We start from the raw sequence: 16,835 nt of genomic DNA, 5'->3' as shown, positions 1-16,835 counted from the left end.
TTAGTCTCCACACTTTTTCCTCGTGAATATAAACCAGTAGGCCACAGCCACAATAGCTGAACTATAAGCATAGATAAATAACACCCCGAGTTCTGATTTACTGGTTAACAATACTATGAATGTGGGAACTAAACTTAAAGGGAGTAAAAAGCGAAGTTTGAATTTATTAAAATGTTGAAGCAACAAAGCTATCGGCAAACCATAAAAAAGAGTTAAAAATGCAGCTAAAAGCCAGCCAACAAAAGTCATTATAATCCAAGGTTCAAAGCCAGTTGTAGAGACCACGTAACCTGTAGCAAGCGAATAACTATATAAAATTAGAAATGCCACCAATAGTGCAGGAAAAACTACAAATGGAGCCATACAACAAGCCTGTATGTTTTTTCGTGTCTTCTGGCTAAATGTGTTCATGCTAAATTACTCAAAGAGGCATTAATGCCTTTGTATAAAAACTAATGAATAAATTTAAGTGCTCTATCATTTAGTTTTATAAAGCATTTCTATGAACCTGTATTAGTATCAAATAGTATAAATTATTACCAACTATAAATATGTTGAAAATCGAGAGTTACTTTAGAGGTAAGAGAAAGCAGCCTGACGGTGTTTTGATGGTTGTGACTTTATTAACCCCATTAAGTAGGCCATAACCTCTCACTCTTCCAGCTATGAGCTACTACATTTAAACAGTCTAAAACCTAGTGGTGGTGACCACCTTGAATCGCTTTACCTTGCTGGTTATAAAACCCCGTTGCGCTGTGTTCTATAAAACCAAGGTTGATCATTTTTGCTAAAAACGGGTCGTTTTCGTTATCGCCAATATCGGCGTAGTCGGTGGTTTGGAAGCGATCCCATTTGGCAAACTGTGCAGTTATTTCTGCTTTATTACTGCTTACATTATTTAAGTTAAGCGCAGTGTGAGTGTGGTTTTTTTTATTGGTTACGCTAAAGCTTTTAACCAAATTCGACTTGGTAAGTAAAGCGAGTTTAAATTGGTTGTCGCCTTGTGTAAGTGCGTAGTTTTTAACTTCATCGCAGCCTGTGCCTTGGGTGTTTAAAAGGGTCATTTTTTCGATTAAATGCGCATCCACCAGCTGGTTTTTAGCACTCCAATTTTGTATGCCACGTACCTCAGATGGCTGATACTCAATACCCCGTTGCTGGGCATTAAAATAACGAATTGGGCGTATTTGCTTGTTAGCTAAGTGCTGCCAAAGCTCGGTAATAACCTCACGTTGGTGCGCAACTTGCGAGTTATTACGCCAAAGCGTTAGTGACTGTGTGCTTTGCTCATGGTTATGAGTATTGGTAATTTTATAGTCGGCTTTTAACTGTGCGCTATCAATATCACATTGCCGCGCTAACGTGCTGGTACTGGCAAGCGTTGCCATTAAAAATAATGCAAGTTTCATTAAATTATCTCTTTTTAAACATCACTGTAATAGCCATATAATAACGACTTACAATGGCATTTTTATGACATAAAAAAACAACTCGCACAGGGTACGAGTTGTTTTTAAATACACATGCTATGTGCGTTACTGCGTTACTTTTTCGTCAGCTGTTTTAACTAAATCAGCCGCAAAGTCCATTACATGGAATAAAAAGCTTTGCTCATTAGTGCCAGTTACCAAATGAGCGCCTGGGCCCATTGCGTATACGCCTACATCTTCACCTGCGTGAGTTTCTGAGCCAAGTGGTACAAGTGCCTCTTGGTGAAAGCCCGGTGCAGTTGTATCAACGTTTGATAAATCTACACGCCCAGTAACAGGTGCAAATGCATAACCTGCATCGGCATCGGTTTCATCGCCTAAATCTCTAAAGCCGCCACCGTTGGTGTAGCCAACTGTGGTGTATGGCATATCGTCGGCAGCTAGGCTTGGCTCGGTTTCGCCTACGGCAACAACTTTACCTAATATTGGGTTACCACGTTTAGGGTAGCCTGCAATAGTAAATACGTGGCTGTGATCGGCAGTTACTACTATAAGCGTTTCTTCTGGGTTAGTGTTTTCCATTGCCACTTGCACAGCTTTTGCAAATTCTACTGTGTCGTTTAGGGCATTGTAGGCATTACCCGCATGGTGCGCGTGGTCAATACGCCCTGCTTCTACCGATAAGAAAAAGCCATTGTCGTTGTTATCGAGTACGTTAATTGCTTTTTCGGTCATTTCGCTAAGCGAAGGCTCGCCCGCTACATCGTTTGCACGGTCGGCTTCGTATTGCATGTGCGATTCGTTAAATAAACCAAATACTTTAGTGGCATCATCGCTAATTGCATCAAAACCAGTTTGGTCCATAACGTAAGTGCCGCTTGGATAAGTTGTTTGCCACTCGGTTACTAGGTTGCGGCCATCAGTACGGTCGCCTTCTACTGCGCTTACTGCATCGGCTGAATTTGCTGCTTCATCTTTTGGTAAAAAGTGACGACGTCCGCCGCCCATTACAACATCAATGCCATCAACATCAATACCCGCATAACGCGACTCTAGGTTGGCTTCAAAGTTAACAAGTTGCGATGCAATATCTTCACAGGCTTCTGTGCCCTCTGGCATATCAGAGTTATCTTCCCAGTTACGGTCAGCCGATTTAGCATACGTTGCTGCAGGTGTTGCATGGGTAATACGTGCGGTTGAAATAAGGCCGGTTGCTTTACCCGCTATTTCAGCAAGCTCTAATGAGGTAACCAGTTCGTTACCTGTTACCGTGGCACAGTCGCCGCGTTCAATGTCTTCATCTACACCAATTACGCCCACATCGGTTTTAACACCTGAAACCATTGCCGTCATTGTGCCTGCAGAATCTGGCGTTTGTGCATCTACGTTGTAAGTTTTAACAAAACCTGAGTACGGCATTTTCTCAAAGCTTAACTGGTAGTCTTCACCTAAACCGCCTTCAAGCTGGCCTGCTAAAATACGTGCAGCTGTTACGGTAGAAATACCCATGCCGTCGCCAACAAATAATATAACGTTTTTCGCTTTGCCAGATTCAGTAACCACTTCGCTATTAGCTTGCTGTGTTGCCGCAAGCTTTGTTTGTGCATCGCCATACCATGCGTTAGTAGTTAGGGTGGCAAGTTGCTCGCTGGTAAGTGACGTAGCAGGTGCATTACACACTAAGTTAGAAGAGGTAACTTCGTCGCTATCTAGCACGCCGTTGCCGTTTGTATCTACGCCAGTTTGGGTTTCTACGCCGCCATTAACACATTGCTCAGAGCCTACTGCAATGGTGTTATCTACCGCGAGAATATTATTTTCGTCTTTGTCGTCGTCACTACAACCTGCTAGCGCGACCATTACTGCTAAAGAAAGTACTGTTAATTTGTTCATGTTAGCCGCCATTATTGCTGAGTTAGTTCAAGAGCTTGATTAATTAAATGAAATACTACGTTTTGCTCAATTACGCCTTGAGCTAGCTGTGCACCAGGGCCTTTTGCATGCAGCGAAATATCTTCACCGGCATGAGTTTCTGAGCCAAGAGGGACAGTGGTTTCTTGGTGAAAGCCAACATTGGTAGTATCAACACCACTAAGCTCTACACGTCCAGCAACTGGGCCAGTTGTATATGCTGCATCGGCATCTGTTTCATCAACTAAATTTCTAAACCCTAAACCATTTGCATAACCTACTGTGGTGTAAGGCATATCGTCGGCAGCAAGGCTTGGTGTGGTTTCACCTACCGCAACTACTTGGCCTAAAATTGGGTTACCGCGTTTAGGGTAGCCAGCAATAGTAAATACGTGACTGTGATCGGCGGTTACTAAAATAAGGGTTTCTTCTGGGTTGGTATTATCTACCGCAGCTTGCACGGCTTTAGCAAATTCAATGGTGTCGTTAAGTGCGTTGTAGGCATTACCCGCGTGGTGTGCGTGGTCAATACGGCCCGACTCAACGGTTAAGAAAAAGCCGTTTTCGTTTTTACCTAATACATCAATTGCTTTGCTGGTCATTTCGCTCAGCGATGGCTCGCCGGCAATATCGTTTGCGCGGTCTGCTTCGTATTGCATGTGCGATTCGTTAAATAAGCCAAACACTTTAGTGGCATCATCAGCAATGGCATCAAAGCCTGCTTGGTCCATAACATAAGTACCTTGTGGGTATTGTGTTTGCCACTCAGTAACTAAGTTACGCTCATCAGTACGATCGCCTTCTACAGCGCTAAGTGCATCTGCTGAATTAGCTGCTTCATCTTTTGGTAGAAAGTGACGACGTCCGCCACCCATTACAAAATCAAGGCCGTCTACGTCGGTACCTACAAACCGTGCTTCTAGGTTTTTTTCAAAATTAACTAATTGCGAGGCAATATCTTCACAGGCAGTTTCGGTTTCTGGCATGTCTGAGATATCTTCCCAGTTACGGTCTGCCGATTTAGCATAGGTTGCCGCTGGCGTTGCATGGGTAATACGCGCTGTTGAAATAATGCCGGTTGCTAGGCCTTTAATTTCAGCAAGTTCAGTTGCTGTTAAAAGCTCATTACCCGATACAGTTGAACACACACCGCGCTCTATGTCTTCGTCTACACCAATAACGCCTACATCGGTTTTAACCCCTGAGATCATCGCGGTCATTGTGCCTGCAGAATCCGGTGTTTGTGCATCTACGTTGTATGTTTTTACTTGTGCTGAGTACGGGAACTCTTCAAAGCTTAAATAACCTTCTTCACCTAAATCGCCCGCTCTTTGTCCTTTTAAGATACGTGCTGCGGTAAGGGTAGATACACCCATGCCGTCGCCTACAAACAAAATAACGTTTTTAGCTTTTGTTGTTTGCTGGCTTTGTGCAAGCGCAGTTTTTGTGGCGAGTGTAGTTTGGGCATTTGTATACCAGTCATTGTCTGTTTGGCTTTGTGGTAATACATCGGCATGACTTGCAGCACTTAACATAAACGTTAAGCCAACTGCCGCAGCAACTTTTTTAATTTTCATCCTTTATTATTCCCATTGTGTAGTGGTTATTTTTTGCTTGAAGCGTAAACCTCAAATAAGTAACCGCTGCACTATAGAAAATAGATGTGACCTCTAAGAGTACTTTTAATTAAAAAACAATGACTAAACCATGACAAAATTAAGACACAAAAAAGCGCAGCGGGTTAAACGCTGCGCTTAGCACAATTTTCACAGGGATATATTTATAAAATTAAAAACGCGCCTTAAACGATACGCCAAAGTAGCGCTCTGCATCACGCGGAATTTGGTAACGGAAGTTGTCGCCACTGTAGGTGGTTACGTAGCTTTCATCGGTTAAGTTTTTAGCAATAAGCGATACTCTAAATGCATCATCTTTAAACGATAAACCCACACTTGCGTTTAAAATACCGTAATCTGGCAGTAACGCAGCTGGGTTAAACTCGCCTACATTGTTTGGTAGGTCTGAGTATTGCTCGTCGGTGTAAATGTAAGAGCCGTTAATATGAATATTAAAGTCGTGCTCTGTTTCAATAAAGTAATCAGCACTTAGTGAGTATTTTAAATCTGGCGAAAACGGGACATCTAAGCCAGAGCGGTCAGTACATGAACCTGCTTCTACCTCTGCCGGACAATTAAACTCGTCAATTTCGGCCTGAATGTACGCAATACCACCGGTTAAAGTAAGTGAATCGGTAGCCGCCCACATAAAGTCAACCTCAGCACCTTGTGTACTTACATCACCTGCATTGGTTAAACGGGTAATACAGGTACCGTCTGAACAGTCAAAGTTATTGGCTTGAAAGCCTTCAATTTCGGTTCTAAATACAGCAAAGTTAAATACAAAGTCGCGACTTGCGTATTTGTAGCCTAACTCGTATGCATCTGACTCTTCTGGCGATATTTCGCGGCTATCGTTATCTGGATTAAAGTTGTAGTACACGTTAAAACCAGGGCCTTTATAGCCTTGCGAGTAAGTACCGTAAACCATTTGGCCATCACCTAGGTCGTATTGCATACCTAAACGACCCGACACGTTGGTTTCTTCTGCACTGCCTGATTCGTCAGTATTTAGTGCTGCTGAGCGTACACCTACACCGGTGCGGCCAAATTCGTCATTGCTTACGCGGCGGTGTGTGTACGACACTTCATCGTCGGTATAACGAATACCAAACAGTACACGTAAGTCTTCCGATAAATCGTAAGTACCATCGGCAAAGGCTGCCCAGTTGTTAAACTCGGTGCTCATGTACGCGGTTGCCGATACAATATCGTTAGCATTACAGCTTACACCTAAGCTTTGTGTGTAGCCGTCTAAGTCGGCCAATGCGGCATCAAGCTCTGCACCGGTTAAGTTATTTTGTGCGTAATACGCCATTGCAGCGTCTAATTGGCCACCGTTATTTTGACAACTCGCGTCACGGGTAAAGTTACGTTGCGAGTCCATGTTCCAGTAAAATAAGCCAGCCACATAGTTAAACGGACCCGCTAGGTTTGAAGTAACTCTAAATTCTTGCGAAAACTGATCCCACTGCTGGGCTCCTAAATCGTGTAATTGAAAGGGCGCGCCAAATACCGGTTCGTTACTGTCGCCGGCAATTGAGGTAAAGTCGCCTTCGCGGTATTCGGTGTTATCCCACGAGCGCTGCGCAGTAATAGAGGTGTATGTGTAGTCGCCAATAGTTTTATCAACCTGTACCGAAAACGCGCTGTGTTCGTCAATGGTGCGCGACTCATAGTCGTGATCAACTTTGCGCTGGTCTAGGTCAATATCGGCCACACCATCAACAATACCGTTGCTGTTAGGGGCTGCGTCTGAATCTGGGTTACGGCCACTTGGCAGGGCTTCTAAATCGGCACAACAGTCGTCGTCGGCGTTATAAAATTCGGCAATAAATTTTACGTTTAAGTCATCGCTTGGCTCGTATTTAAATACAGCACGTGCGCCTTCACGGTCGTAACCGTTTACTTTTTCGTTGTTGTAAACGTTATCAATGTAGCCATCAAACTTACCTTTAAACACGGTTAAGCTTGCTGCTAAGTCGTCGGTTAAGCCGCCGCTTACCACGCCTTTAAAGCGGTATTCGTTGTCTTGATAAAACGAGGTTTCTACGCTGCCGGTGGTATCGTACGAAGGATCTTTGGTTGTAATGTTTACCACACCCGCCGAAGCATTTTTACCAAATAAGGTACCCTGTGGGCCGCGCAGTACTTCAATGCGAGATACATCGTATAAATCGGCAAAGGCTTGACCAGAGCGGCCAAGTACTACGCCATCAACCACGGTTGCTACACTTGGCTCAGCAGCAATACTAAACGAAATAGTACCAATACCACGCACTGTTAGCGCAGAGTTACGGGTTGTGGTGCCTTTTCTAAAACTGACCGAAGGCACAAGTGACTGCAGGCCTTCCATGTTATTAGCAAATGCCGAATCTATCTGATCACTATTCAGTACAGACACCGCTAGCGGTACTTCGTTTAGGCTTTGCGTTCGTTTTTGTGAGGTTACAACAATTTTTTCAAACTTATCGTTATCGTTTTGCTCTGCTTGTTGTTCAGTTTGCTCTTGCTGCGCATGTGCTTGCGTGCTTAGCGCTAAACCCGTTGTCATTGCTAACGTGACTGCCAAGCTTAAGACGGACTTTTTAGCTCTCATGTCATTCTCCAAATTGTGCGTGTGTGCTGTTAAATTACCGCGCTAGCAAGTGTGTGGGTTGCTAAAAAGCGGTGCCAGAGTGTTGTAGTTATTTTCCTTATATCTCTTATGTCTTATATAAGAGATATAAACTTAAACAAACTCACCCTTTATTGCAAACATTATGTGAATAAAATGTGATTTAAAATTTATATAAAGAATATAACGGCGCGTTATGCTCGCTCTAAGCCAATATGCGCCAAGCTGCTTGTGTAGCGTTTATGCCATCGGCGTACGCTCCACCAGCTAAGCACAAAGGCGCTAGTCCAAACGGCAACTAAGCTCGGTACAAAGTAAACGCTGGTGCCACCAACAAGCCCAAGGGGAGAAAACAGTATGTACAGGCTTACAATTAAGCTCACCAATACAATGGCGCAAGGCAACGCGTATTTCCAAGGGCTTAGGTTTACCTCGGCTTTGCGGGTAAATTTCCACGGAGTGGTAAGAGGTTTGTAATAACCAATACCTAACATAATGGCCAGCTCAATAAAAAATAATATGGCGTAAATATGGATAAAGTTAATGTCTACGTCCCACACAAATTTAAGCAAAGTGTAGGCAATAACATGAAATACAATCGCCACTTTAGCGCCCAGTGCAGGCACTTTACGAGTAAATAAACCCACTAACACAATTGTGATGACCGGAATGTTGTAAAATCCGGTAAATACACGAATTATGTGCCACAAACCTTCTGGGGCAAACATCAGTAACGGCGCAGTAATAAACGATAATATAGCAATTACAATACTGGTGGTTTTAGCCACTTTAATTAGCTTTTCGTCGCTTACTTGGTCTTTTTTCATTGGCTTGTAAACATCTAAACAAAACAATGTGGCAGCACTATTTAACAGTGAATTAAACGAGCTAAATACCGCACCTAATAGCACCGCTAAAAAGAACCCAGATAAGTACTGAGGCAGTACATCTTTTACTAAATGTGGGTAGGCTAAATCTATGGTTTGTAAGCTTTCGTGTTTATAAAGGTGATACGCAATTACGCCTGGGATCATCATCATAAAAGGGACTAGTACTTTAAAGTACCCTGAAAACAACACGCCCTTTTGGCCTTCTACTAAGTTTTTAGCGCCCAATGTACGCTGGATCACGTACTGATTGGTGCCCCAGTAAAATAAATTAGCGAGGATCATACCGGTAAAAATGGTACCAAATGGCACGGGATCGTCGCTGCTACCAATGGCGTTGAGCTTTTCGGTATCGGTGTTTACTAGGGTGCTTAAGCCATCGGCAAAGTTACCATCGCCAAGGGCAATAAGGCCAAGAGTTGGCACTAAAATACCAATAATTAATAGCCCAACCCCGTTAATGGTATCCGATACCGCAACCGCCTTTAAACCGCCAAATACCGCATATATAGCGCCCACGGAGCCTACAATAATAATGGTGACAATTAAGCTTGCTTGGTAGCTTAAGTTTAATAGGGTAGGTACATCAAATAACCTAAGAACAGCGATTGATCCTGAGTACAAAACAGAAGGGATCGTTATAAAACAATACCCTACCATAAATAAGATCACCGTCATGCGGCGTACGGTATCGTCAAAACGATCCCGCAAAAATTCAGGCAAGGTAGAAAACGCGCCGGCTAAATACCGCGGTAAAAAGATCAGCGCCATTATAATGGTGGATATCCCAGCAGTTACTTCCCACGCCATAGAACTGAGGTTGTAACCATACGCTGAGCCATTAAGGCCAATAAGTTGTTCGGCCGATAAGTTAGTGAGGATCATTGACCCCGCTATAAATGTACCTGTTAAACCACGCCCCGCTAAAAAGTAGCCGTCTTGGGTGTTAACTTCCCCTTTGGTTTTTTGGTACGAGATATATCCTACCAGCGCCATAAACGCCAGGCACGATAGCAGTGTCATGGTAATGTTCATACCTTCCATCTTGCGCCCCTTTTAGCTTACTTTACTCGGTAAAAAGTAAGCTAATATCTTTATTATTGTGTGTGTTACGTGTGTTGTGTGTGTTTGCTATTTACCGAGTTTTATTTTGGCCAAGCTGTTAGCTGGCTCATGTCTTGCTCTGTGTGTTGAACCTCTGGGCCGAGCATGAGCGTATCGCCTTTACGAACAAATACGGCCATTTGTGTAAGCTCAAGTGTTTCTTCGTAATACTTACCGCCCTCGTAAGTTTGCCCATCAGGAAAGCTCAACCATTCCCCTTGCGGTAAGTAAAATTTAACTTTACCGCTAGGTACCACACATGGCACAACAAGAAGTTTTTCGCCGCACATAAATTGCTGATCAAAACGATGTGCCAATACCTCATCAGGAAATGCCAGTGCCATGGCACGCTGAATAGGCAGCCCTGTTTGCTGCGCTTGCTCTGCACACGCTTGTAAGTACGGAATTAACTGATAGCGTAATTTAAGCGCTGCAAATACGGCGTCACTTGCTTGCTCGGTGTATGACCACGGTTCGCGAGGGCCAATGCCATGTAAGCGCATATGCGCACTAAATACCGACGCTTGCGCCCAGCGTACATAAAGCTCTGCATCGCGCGTATCTTTGTAAAAACCGCCAATGTCAGTTGCAAAAAATGGCCCGCCCGACATGCCCCACGCTAAGCTACCGCGAATGCTCGCTGCTAAACCTTGCCAATCGGCCTGTGGGTCACCGCCCCATTGTGCAGGGAATCGTTGGCTGCCCGTCCATGCCGATCGGCTAAACAAAAATGGCCCTGTTTTACAGTATTTTTCGGCGGCTTCATAAACGCAGCGGTTGTATAACATGCTGTATACGTTGTGTAATCTTATACCGCTGTCGCCACTGTGCGATACCATGTTTTCATCTTCTAGCTGTTCGCCAAAGTCTGCTTTTATCATATCTACGCCAAGCTCAAACAGTGGCTTGTGCGATTCGAGCCAGTATTCGTAAGCATCGGGATGAGTAAAATCTAAAATACCCGACTCTGGTAATGGCGTAAGTACTTCACCAAAGGGGCTTAAATCCCACTCGTATTGGTACGCTTTACCTGTGCGTTTATCTTTTATTAGCCAACCGTTTTCGGCCGCTTTAGCAAATAATGGGTTGTTTACCGAGATCATCGGGTATTCCCATACACAAATTTTAAAATCCATGGCTTTTAGTTCATCAAGTACAGGTTTTGGGTCGGCGTAACGTGTTGGGTCCCATTCAAAGGCAAAGCGGGTGTCGGTGTCTTGCCATGCGCGACCATCAAGGGTAATTACATCGCACGGCATGTTTTTAGCGCGTACTTCGCGGGCTACACTTAATAACTCGTCGGCGTCTTTGTAATATGCTTTTGATAAAATAACACCAAAGCTCCACTGTGGTGGCACCGGCGCAAAACCAGTTAGCTCGCAGTAGCGATTAATGCTTTGTGCAGGCGTTTGCTCTTGGTATAAAAATACATCTAATGCGTCGTCTTCTACTAAACACACATAAGCACGTTGCGACCAAAGTGCGTAACCTACGCCATGTGTAACGGGCGCTGGCGTGTGTACAAATAAATTCCAGCCCTCAGGGCTCCAAGCGTATGGCGTATTTTTATAAGATTTTTCGGCGTTTACGCCCAGTGCATCATGGTTGTATGAGCGAATAAGTTGGCCGCGTTTATCAAGCTTGCCCCACTTTTCACCAAGGCCGTATACGGCTTCGTCGTAGTTTAGCTCTAGGCTTAAAATCCAGCCGTTATTGGTTTTAGCCAGTGGTGGTAAACGATGCTGGCGCACAAAGTGGCCATCGGTTGCTGATTGCTGTACTAATTTGTCGTTTTTATAAAGCTTAAAGTAAAACGGGTCGCTGTAAAATTCTAAGCGGTAGTCACCGGCAGTGGCTGCAAAGCCGTGGTCTAATGTATTAAGTGAAAGCGGTAAGTTAGAAGGGGTGGTGGTTAATATTTTAAACGTCTCGTCATGCGTGGAGCCTGCATTTAAACGTAAACCAAACTGGCTTATGGTAACGCTAACCTCGCCAAATTGGGTCGGTAAAACTAGCACATGGCCTTGTAGCTTAGGCTCTGCAATTAAGCGTGCTGGCTCTATAGCGTTCCAGTCTGGCTCACGTAATTCAAATGCATTCATGGGAGTTCCTTAACCAATTATTAGTCTTGTATAAGACACAAGTTAAATAATTGTAATCCCCATGTCAACGTAAATAAATTCAAGTTAAGTTAATTTACGCCCTTGATTTAAAATATACTCGGTGCCGATGTAGCCACCAGCGAAACCCCACTTAAACCCAGCAAAGTAATTGCTATTATACGAATCCATTTTGCATCAACATAAGGCGTTAATTTACGGGCAAAGTGTGTAACTAAAAGCACAAGAGGTATGGCCGCAGCAATTAAAAACATAATATCGAGCTCGGGTAAGGTGCCAAATAGCGCAATACCTACACGTACTATGCCACCAATGGTAAATACCGCAAGTAATGTGCTGCGTATGGCCTCAATAGACCAACTTTGTTTATAGCACTGAAACACCAGCGGCGGCCCCGACGTTGAAAACAGCCCGCCTAGCAAACCACTTACGCCGCCAGCAATTAAAAATGAGCCACGCCCGCTTTGCTTATTGGCTCTATCACGACCAATTAGCATTAAGCCACAGCATAATAAAATACTAATCCCTAAAATAAAGTTTAAAAACTGCGTTAAATGCGCCGACATATATTCAAGCAATATAAAACCTAACAGCATTAGCGGAATACCGGTATACAACATAAGTTTAAGCTCGGGCAGTTTTACTGCACTGCGGTTTTTTACCACCACAGTGGTTGAGTTAACCAAGCCTAATAAGCTGACTAAAAATGTAGTCGCGGTGAGCGGTAAAACATCTAGCAGCGTAAAGCTTGCAACCACCAACAACCCAAAGCCAAACCCGCTTAGCGTTTGCATTATGGTGGCTAGGCTTAGGCACAGCGCCATAAGCAAGATGAGTTCTAACGAAATACTGAGCACTTTAAATATCCTAGATGTGCGCTATTGTAGTGTAACGATTTGTTTTTAGGCATAATGTAAAAACAAACTACACGGCAATAGTTCACAATTAATTGAGCTTGCGCAAAGCTGCGCAAAAGTTTTCACCTATGATATAAATACAGGTGGATTAAATTTAATGGTAAATAACAATGAGTAACTCTATGTTTGATCACAAATTAAGTGGCCCAAGCTTGGCTTTTCAACCACTTTACTTACAAGTGGCTGATTATATTAAACAGCTCATTGTTGAAAGACGCTGGGTGCCTGGAGAAGTATTACCAAGCGAGTTTCGCCTTGCTGAAGAATTTAACGTAAGCCAAGGCACTGTTCGTAAAGCGCTTAATTTATTAACCGACGATAAAATAGTTACTCGTCGCCAAGGTGTTGGTACGTTTGTATCTGAGCACACCGCGCAAGATGCCCTGTTTAGGTTTTTCCCGCTGCAGGCTGACGGCAAAGGTGCCGACTTACCTAAAGCCGAGCTATTGTCGGTTGAACTTTGCCCTGCACCAAAAGATGTAATCGATGCCCTGCAACTTAATAAAAAAGACAAAGTTACTAAGCTTGTCCGCAGACGTATTCTCGATAACGAATTTTGCATGACCGAAACTATATACCTACCGCAAAGTTTCTTTCCTGATATACATCAAAGTAGTGATATTCCGCATACATTGTATCATTACTACCAAACCAAATTTAACCAAACCGTACATAAAACCCAAGACAGCATTAAAGCCGTTTTAGCAGATGAAACCGACGCTAAACTACTCGCTATTAAAGCCGGTGACCCACTGTTGTTGGTATCGCGCATTACCGAATCAATCGAAGGTAAACGCATAGAATACCGTTTGAGCAAATGCCGTAGCGATCACTACCACTACCAAATTGAACTTGATTGATACTGTTCATATTAACGCGCACTTATTAAATATTTTTTAAAGGCAGCAAACGCTGCCTTTTTGCTGCCTGTAGGTTTTTAGCCCCTTTCATTTATTCCTTACGCGTTAACATAGTGTTGACACTGTTAGATTCGTATAATAACTTATGTCTTATACAAGACCAAAGTCATTATGCAATTTTAACAGGAATTCCCAATGAGTTCATTAAATAACATCCCGCCAGTCGGGTTCGGTTTATGGAAAGTAGCACAAGAAGATTGCGCGCAAACAGTGTACCAAGCTATTAAAGCAGGTTACCGTCATCTTGATTGCGCATCAGACTACGGCAACGAAGAACAAGTGGGCGATGGCATAGCCCAAGCAATAAAAGACGGCCTATGTACCCGCGAAGAATTATGGGTTACGTCAAAACTATGGAATACCTTTCATGCGCCAGAGCATGTAGAGCTTGCCATTGATAAAACCTTGAGCGATTTAAAGCTCGACTACCTCGACTTATACTTAATTCACTTTCCGATTGCGCAAACGTTTGTGCCAATCGAAACACGCTACCCGCCAGAATGGTTTGTAGACCCAGATGCACAAAATCCCCAAATGGAGCTGGCAAAAGTGCCACTGCATTTAACGTGGCAAGCAATGGAAGAGCAAGTACATAACAACAAAGCAAAACGCATTGGCGTGTGTAACTACTCAAGCGCACTTATTCACGATTTAATGACCTACGCCACAATTAAACCCGCGATGCTGCAAATTGAGTCGCACCCTTATTTAACCCAAGAGCGACTAGTAAGGCTTGCCAAACAGTATGATATTCCGGTTACGGCGTTTTCACCGCTGGGTGCGCTTTCGTACCTTGAGCTTGAAATGGCCGATCAAACTGAGTCGGTGCTTGAGCAAAGCGTTGTAAAAGCTGCGGCGCAAAACCATGGCAAAACCCCCGCACAAGTTGTGCTGCGCTGGGGCGTGCAACGTGGCACCGCCATTATTCCAAAAACCTCTAAGTTTGAGCGCATGAAAGAAAACCTCGCGCTGTTCGACTTTGAATTAACCGAGCAAGAAATGGCGCAAATTTCTGCGCTTAATAGCAATCGCCGTTTTAACGACCCTGGGCACTTTTGTGAAGCTGCCTTTAACCGTTTTCACCCTATTTACGATTAGGATAATAACATGTCAGCTACCGAACTTAACTATGCCCAAGTGCCTACACAATTAACGTTTGATGACTCGGTTTTTCCGTGCATTGTGGTTAATAACAATAACGCCAGCACCGTTGAAGAAGCGGTAGCTTTTATTCGCGCTCACAAAAGTGAGCTGGCTAAAAAACTTCGCAGCTCAGGCGCTGTATTGTTTAGAGGCTTTCCTATTAATAGCGCCGAGACGTTTGATACGTTTTCAGCAGGATTTGATTACGACAACTTTACGTACCAAGAGTCGCTATCCAATGCGGTACGTATTAACTTTACTGAGCGTGTATTTACCGCTAATGAAGCCCCAAAAGATGTAGAAATTTACCTTCATCACGAAATGGCGCAAACACCTATTTCGCCTAGTAAGCTGTTCTTTTTTTGTAAATCGGCAGCTGAGGAAGGCGGCGCAACGCCACTTTGTCGCTCAGATAAATTATTTAGCGCATTAAAGCAATATGATAGCCAATTAGCCGATGACTTTGAGCAAAAAGGCTTAAAATACACCACTTATATGCCCGCAGCCGACGATGCTACATCGGGTCAAGGGCGCAGCTGGAAAAGCACCCTAAGTGTTGAAACCAAAGAAGAAGCGCACAATAAACTTACTGAGCTAGGTTACGAGTGGGAATGGCTAGAAGATGGCTCCTTAAAAGCAATTACCCCTGTTTTACCCGCTGTACTTACCCTAGAAAACGGCGTCCAGGTTTTTTATAACCAATTAATAGCCGCTTACATGGGCTGGAAAGGCGTACGCGAAAATCCATCGGTTGCTATTACCTTTGGCGATGGCAGCGCTATTCCTAAAGCGGGACTTGAGAAAATTGTTGAGCTATCAAAAGACTATACCTTCGATTTAGCCTGGCAAGATGGCGATGTAGCTTTAGTTGATAACGAAATGGCTATGCATGGCCGTCGCCCATTTACTGGCGAGCGTAAACGCCAAGTACTTGTAGCTCTGACTGCAGCTAACGCCTAATGCAAAGCTTAACCAATGCGCTAAAGGTAAAAATTTCCCCGTTATGGCAAGGCGCTAGTATTGCAGCGATGACTGGCCTTGCCGCTTTATTTTTAAGTGAACACTATGGCGCACCCGCTATGCTATTTGCCTTATTATTAGGCATGGCGGTGTCGTTTTTATATCAAAGTGATAGCCCGTGCGCTAAAGGCATAGACTTTACCGGCACCACGGTTTTACGCGTAGGTATTGTGTTACTGGGGACTCGCATTGCGTTAGGTGATTTAATTACACTGGGTTGGCAAACCGCGTTAATGCTAGCTGGCGCTATATTTACCACCATTATTTTAGGGGTTGTACTTGCCCGAGTATTTGGTTTACAAAAGCGTTTTGGCGCACTTACCGGAGGGTCAGTCGCTATTTGTGGTGCATCGGCAGCACTGGCTATTTCATCTATTATGCCTAATAGCGAGCATAAAGAGCGCGATACGTTACTGACTGTAATTGGCGTAACGGCTATGTCGACCATAGCGATGATTTTATACCCGATTGTGGTTAACTACCTTGAGTTTGACGCCCACAACGCCGGCGTATTTTTAGGTGGCACCATACACGATGTAGCCCAAGTAGTCGGTGCGGGGTATTCGGTATCGCCCGAGGCAGGCGATATAGCAACACTGACTAAACTAGTACGAGTAGCCATGCTGTTGCCTGTAGTACTTATTATGATGGTTGTGATTAACCGCTCAAACAAAAGTAACCATGGCGAGCTGCCAAAAGTACCGGGGTTTTTAATTGGCTTTGTAATTTTAATGATTATAAACAGCACCTTTAACCTGCCAGCAATTGTGCTTGAAACCACCAATGAGCTTTCTCGATTCTTTTTAATTGCCGCCATCGCCGCCATTGGTATGAAAACAAACCTAGGCAAACTCACCGAGGTAGGTTTAAAGCCAATAATAATGATTGTTGCCGAAACCATTTGGATAGCACTGTTAATACTTGGCTTTGTATTGTGTAGCTAAAACCTTGAGTGTATTGAGTAGTTAGGGCGTGTTGATCTTTGCGGATTGAAATTTGTTCAATCTAGGGGTGATTAAATCGCGGCGCGAGATTTGTAACCTAGTGGGCTAAGTAAAAATCGAGTAAAGCTTCCGCGTCCTGCTCACGCCCCTTACCTACATCCATGTAGGCAACAAAGAGTTTATCGCCCCTAGGCAGAACCCGAAGG

12 protein-coding genes are annotated in these 16,835 nt (G+C 43.9%); 4 read left to right on the top strand and 8 right to left on the bottom strand.

What is annotated here, in order from left to right:
• From AN391_RS11445 to AN391_RS11410, 8 genes are all read right to left on the bottom strand, one after another.
• On the bottom strand, window positions 1-363 hold the full coding sequence (locus AN391_RS11445) for a hypothetical protein (RefSeq protein WP_055015518.1): 363 nt from the start codon (window positions 361-363) through the stop codon (window positions 1-3).
• A 332-nt stretch (window positions 364-695) separates the two neighbouring features.
• Entirely contained in the window at window positions 696-1,409 is a 714-nt protein-coding gene (locus AN391_RS11440; RefSeq protein WP_055015517.1) for a hypothetical protein, read from the bottom strand.
• Between the two features lie 126 nt (window positions 1,410-1,535).
• Entirely contained in the window at window positions 1,536-3,323 is a 1,788-nt protein-coding gene (locus AN391_RS11435) for an alkaline phosphatase (RefSeq protein WP_055015576.1), read from the bottom strand.
• Window positions 3,324-3,334: 11 nt separating this feature from the next.
• Window positions 3,335-4,918: an alkaline phosphatase gene (locus AN391_RS11430; protein WP_055015516.1), complete on the bottom strand. Its 1,584-nt coding sequence runs from the start codon at window positions 4,916-4,918 to the stop codon at window positions 3,335-3,337.
• A 211-nt stretch (window positions 4,919-5,129) separates the two neighbouring features.
• Window positions 5,130-7,556 carry a TonB-dependent receptor gene (locus AN391_RS11425; RefSeq protein ID WP_055015515.1) on the bottom strand — a complete coding sequence of 809 codons (2,427 nt, stop codon included), beginning with the start codon at window positions 7,554-7,556 and terminating at the stop codon, window positions 5,130-5,132.
• A gap of 212 nt (window positions 7,557-7,768) precedes the next feature.
• Window positions 7,769-9,505, bottom strand: a complete 1,737-nt coding sequence (locus AN391_RS11420) for a solute:sodium symporter family transporter (RefSeq protein WP_200910095.1) — start codon at window positions 9,503-9,505, stop codon at window positions 7,769-7,771.
• Window positions 9,506-9,606: 101 nt separating this feature from the next.
• Window positions 9,607-11,667: an alpha-xylosidase gene (locus AN391_RS11415; protein WP_055015514.1), complete on the bottom strand. Its 2,061-nt coding sequence runs from the start codon at window positions 11,665-11,667 to the stop codon at window positions 9,607-9,609.
• Between the two features lie 107 nt (window positions 11,668-11,774).
• A complete protein-coding gene (locus AN391_RS11410; protein WP_235576193.1) occupies window positions 11,775-12,542 on the bottom strand; it encodes a sulfite exporter TauE/SafE family protein in 768 nt (255 codons plus the stop codon).
• A 170-nt stretch (window positions 12,543-12,712) separates the two neighbouring features.
• Between AN391_RS11410 and AN391_RS11405 the strand changes: the two genes are divergently transcribed.
• The 4 genes from AN391_RS11405 (at window position 12,713) to AN391_RS11390 (ending at window position 16,629) form a co-directional block, all read left to right on the top strand.
• Window positions 12,713-13,462 carry a GntR family transcriptional regulator gene (locus AN391_RS11405; protein ID WP_055015513.1) on the top strand — a complete coding sequence of 250 codons (750 nt, stop codon included), beginning with the start codon at window positions 12,713-12,715 and terminating at the stop codon, window positions 13,460-13,462.
• Between the two features lie 195 nt (window positions 13,463-13,657).
• Window positions 13,658-14,620: an aldo/keto reductase gene (locus AN391_RS11400; protein ID WP_029773103.1), complete on the top strand. Its 963-nt coding sequence runs from the start codon at window positions 13,658-13,660 to the stop codon at window positions 14,618-14,620.
• Window positions 14,621-14,629: 9 nt separating this feature from the next.
• Complete coding sequence (locus AN391_RS11395) at window positions 14,630-15,625, top strand: TauD/TfdA family dioxygenase (protein WP_055015512.1); 996 nt, start codon at window positions 14,630-14,632, stop codon at window positions 15,623-15,625.
• Complete coding sequence (locus tag AN391_RS11390) at window positions 15,625-16,629, top strand: YeiH family protein (RefSeq protein ID WP_055015511.1); 1,005 nt, start codon at window positions 15,625-15,627, stop codon at window positions 16,627-16,629. Before AN391_RS11395 ends, AN391_RS11390 begins: the two co-directional genes overlap by 1 nt.
• Window positions 16,630-16,835 lie beyond the last annotated feature (206 nt).

Origin of the sequence: Pseudoalteromonas sp. P1-13-1a, from assembly GCF_001401875.1 — a bacterium.
GTDB lineage: Bacteria > Pseudomonadota > Gammaproteobacteria > Enterobacterales > Alteromonadaceae > Pseudoalteromonas.
Note: the sequence above shows the minus strand (reverse complement) of the source record. Positions and strands in the feature narration are given on the sequence as shown.